Below are 4,159 nucleotides of genomic sequence, written 5' to 3' on the forward strand. Positions count from 1 at the left end.
GCCCTGGTTTCGCTCAATATGTTTACCAGTTTTGTCGGAACCGTAACCATTATGTTTGTGATTCTGTACATGTCAAATATTTATTTTAAGAAGAAAAATCAGAATTAACCGAATTTTCCCGGTGATAGGAAAAAGCGGAGATAATCCCCAATTTCCTTGAATTTCCTCTTTCGCCCTCCCTTTGTGAGCAAAGAGAGGGCGGAGGAAAGGGTTAACGAGCAAGTTGATTCTAAAACGATTAAAAAAGGAGGTCCAAAATGAGACTAAAAAAAATGCAAATGGCCATTTTGGCTGTGTTGATGCTGGTGCCGGGACTGGGATTCTCCCAGACAAAATTAACCGGGCTGCAAATTATGGAAAAGGTCTACAACCGGCCGTCTCCCAAAGAGATGGAAGCCGATTTGACCATGGTGCTGATTAGCTCCAGCGGCAATCAGCGCATTCGCGAAATCCACCAGTACATCAAGGATTTCGGAAAGGTAGAAAAGAAAATTATGTTTTTCGTTAAGCCAGCCGACGTGCGTAACACGTCTTTCATGAACTGGAGTTACGACGACCCGAACAAAGAGGATGACCAGTGGATTTATCTGCCGGCTTTGAAAAAGGTGAAGCGGATTTCCAGTGATAGCAAAAGTGATTATTTTATGGGCTCCGATTTTACGTACGATGATCTGGGCGACCGCAAACCCACGGATGACATCCACAAGATTTTAAGAGAAGAAAAGCTCAATGGAGAAGATTGCTACGTCATCGAAAGCCATCCCAAAAATAAAGATTATATGTATTCCAAAACCATTACCTGGGTGATTAAGGACAAATGGATTGGGCTGCAGAAAAAGTTCTGGGATGAAGACGGAGAGTATCTGAAAATCCTGCACATTAAAAAATATGACAACATCAAGGGGTATTGGATTATTGAAAACGTACAAATGGACAACGTGCAATCCAATCACAAAACCATTATGAAATTAAGCAACATCAAGATTAACAGTGGAATTAAAAACAATATGTTCACCGAACGGATGATGAAGCGAGGGTTATAAAATGAGAAACAGAAATCGCATTCTAAAAATGGGCATTGTTTTTTTACTCCTTGTATTTGCAGGAAGCCTTCAGGCGCAGGGAATTAAATTAACCGGTTACGCCCGAAATTATACCGGGGTTCTCCTGCACGGAAACCATGATTTTTCCATCATTCAAAATACGTTTAATCTGAATGTGGAAAAAACAACCAGCCAGGTGGCTTTTAAAGTGAATCCGTACATGTACCAATACCCGAACGAGGACAGCGAACACCCGGAAATCGGGCTGCGGGAGGCCTACCTGGATATCTATTTCAATTCGATGGATCTCCGGATCGGGAAGCAGCAAATTATCTGGGGGAAGGCGGACGGGGTGTTCATTACAGATATCGTTTCCCCCAAAGACCTGACGGAATTTCTGCTGCGGGATTTTGATGAAATCCGAATGGGTGTGACCGGCGTAAAAGCCGATTATTACATCGGTGACAACACGTTTGAGCTGGTGTGGCTGCCGGCATTCATTCCAACCAAATTCCCCCCGCAGGGCTCCATTTGGTTCCGAATGCCGCCCTTTCCAGTGCCTTTAAATCGCGTGACGATTGACCACTCGCGGGAAAAAGTAACCCCCTCTCTGGACAACAGTGAGGTTTTTGCCAAATTTTCGGCTTTAACCGGCGTTGTGGATTTCGAGGTGATGGCAGCCTACGCCTGGGACGACGATCCTACCATGCATGTGTACAAAAAAATCAATCCGCAAACACACCAGTTGGTCGGGTTGACCGTGTACCCCGAGCACCATCGTTTGACGATTGGCGGTGGCAGTTTCAGTACCACGCTGGGTCCGTTTGTGCTGCGGGGAGAAGGGGCCTACTACACCGGAAAGTATTTTAATTCCACCGATCCCAAGCTTGTGGACGGAACCGTGAAAAAGGATTATCTGCACTACCTCCTGGGGTTGGACTACACGATTTTCGATGTACACACCAGCGTCCAGTTTATTCAGCAGGCCATTCTGGATTACAACGATTATATCAAGAATGATCAGTACCAGAACATGGCCACATTTTTGGCATCGAAAACGTATTTAAATGAAACGCTGGATTTGTCGTTTTTCATGTACTACGATTTCAATAACCAGGCCTCTCTGATTCGACCTAAAATTACGTACAGCCTGGCAGACGGATTCGATGTCCTGCTGGGGGCCAACATTTTCACCGGCTCCGAAGGCATGTTTGGGCAGTACAATGATAACGACATGATTTACACGAAAATTAAGTACAGTTTTTAAATTGAACAAAGACTTTGAATAAAGTCGTTTTCCCCTGGGGCTGTATCAAAAGTTCTTTTTTCGGAAAAAAATAAATACTTGTCATTGTGAGGAGCGAAGAATGAGCGACGAGGCAATCTCATAATATATTGTAAATAATGGGATTGCACGCCAATGGCGCATTTTCAACTTCGTGCGCCGCGGTTCCCGAGCTTGTCGAGGGACGGCGCACTCGCAATGACAAGTTTTATGAAAATGAGTTTCACGACTGTAGTTTTAAACTTGTGATACAGCTCCAAGAGGGGGGAAACAAGATGTTTTCATACCAACCGGTGTCCGATTGAATCTGTAGCAAAAAATCTTGTAGAGGAAGAATGTGAAAAAGGTTGTTGAGCTCATTACCGAATACCAAAGAAATTATTTAACGTACGAAGCGCTAACAAAGGAACTGAAAAATTTGTTTGAAGCGCTCTTAACTTCAAATAATATTGGTTTCTTGCAGATTGAAACCCGAGTCAAATCCCTGCCCAGTTTTTTGGACAAGGTGTACCGGCTCATTGCGTCGGATCGGTACAAGGGACAAACTTTCGCCGATCTGGTCGGAATTCGGCTCATTACGTATTACAACGAAGATGTGTACGAAATTGCCAGACTTGTGGAGCAGCAATTTACAGTTCACGCCAAAAATTCGGAGTACGAATCTCACAATCGTTCCCCGGATCAATTCGGGTATTCGTCCCTGCACTACAAAGTTTCTTTGTCCCCCGATAAACCGTATTTTCACGCATTGGAAAAATTCCAGAATATTCTTTTTGAGGTTCAAATTCGAACCGTAGCTCAACATGCCTGGGCTGCCATCGACCACAAAATTCGCTACAAAACAGCTGAGCAAATTCCCCAGGATGTCCAGAGAGAGATTTTTCGATTAAGTGCCCTGTTTGAATTGGCGGACAATCAATTCCTTTCCATTAAGAAAAAACTGGAGGCTCGGGCGCGAGAAGAACTGAAAAAATACAAAGCCGGGGATTCATCTGTGAAGATCAATGCCCTGACCCTTGACCATTTTTTTGAGACCCACCGGGATGCCATTGAGTCCATCGTACAACAGGCCCGGGAAATTGGTTTTCAGAAAACATCCATTCAGCATGATCCCAACTCCATTCGCTACCTACTTATGTTGTTTCAGAGGTTGGGAATTGTTACAATAGATGATCTGGAAGAGCTGTTTGTGGAAGCTCAGGCTAAGGGAATGGATATTATGCATCCCATTTATCAGGCTGTTTCTGACGAGAATATTGACTCCATTGACTATCCGTTCCCGATTGTACTGCTGATTGTCATTGCGCTGCGATTAAAAAAGACCCGGTTTGATCATCTAAATGCCGGCCAACTGATTCAACAGGTACTTGGTTCCAGTGTGAAATCCATTTCATTATCACTGGAAAATCAATGAAACAACGACCACAAGCGTAGAGAGGGAAAAGATGTCCGACTCCCCGAATGGGATTTTGCCCGACAGCCTGGAAAAGCGGTTCGTCAAAAAAATGCACTGGGTGACGCGCCTTTTGATGAAAACAAAAATTACCCCCAATCTGATTACGCTGTCCACTCTCCCGTTGGGATTGCTGGCCGGTATTGCTTTGGCTTTAAATCACATGGCAGTGGGCTGGATTTTTATTGTTCTCATGGGGCTTTTCGATATTCTGGATGGCCAATTGGCCACCTCTGCCAATCTGGCCAGTCCATTTGGAGCGGTTCTGGATTCTACAATCGATCGCTACAGCGAAGCCTTTGTGCTCATTGGTCTTGGGTTTTACTTTTATCGATTGGACCAACCCCTGTGGATGCTGGTCGTCAGCCTGGTTCTGAT

4 protein-coding genes are annotated in these 4,159 nt (G+C 44.5%); all 4 read left to right on the top strand.

Annotation, left to right across the window (positions count from 1 at the left end; translation table 11 throughout):
* Positions 1–257: 257 nt before the first annotated feature.
* Entirely contained in the window at positions 258–1,043 is a 786-nt protein-coding gene (locus GXO76_10210; protein NOY78227.1) for an outer membrane lipoprotein-sorting protein, read from the top strand.
* 1 nt (position 1,044) lies between these two features.
* The gene (locus GXO76_10215) at positions 1,045–2,310 is read left to right on the top strand and encodes a hypothetical protein (protein ID NOY78228.1); all 1,266 of its coding nucleotides are present in this window, start codon (positions 1,045–1,047) and stop codon (positions 2,308–2,310) included.
* 355 nt (positions 2,311–2,665) lie between these two features.
* On the top strand, positions 2,666–3,742 hold the full coding sequence (locus GXO76_10220; protein ID NOY78229.1) for a hypothetical protein: 1,077 nt from the start codon (positions 2,666–2,668) through the stop codon (positions 3,740–3,742).
* Positions 3,743–3,773: 31 nt separating this feature from the next.
* The coding region (locus tag GXO76_10225) for a CDP-alcohol phosphatidyltransferase family protein (GenBank protein NOY78230.1) at positions 3,774–4,159 on the top strand (386 nt) is incomplete at its 3' end.

The organism is Calditrichota bacterium (assembly GCA_013151735.1).
In the GTDB taxonomy this organism is placed as follows: domain Bacteria; phylum Zhuqueibacterota; class JdFR-76; order JdFR-76; family BMS3Abin05; genus BMS3Abin05.

Coding starts and splice junctions, on each gene's coding strand:
- GXO76_10215 (NOY78228.1), top strand. CDS start 1,045: ATGAGAAACAGAAATCGCATTCTAAAAATGGGCATTGTTTTTTTACTC.
- GXO76_10210 (NOY78227.1), top strand. CDS start 258: ATGAGACTAAAAAAAATGCAAATGGCCATTTTGGCTGTGTTGATGCTG.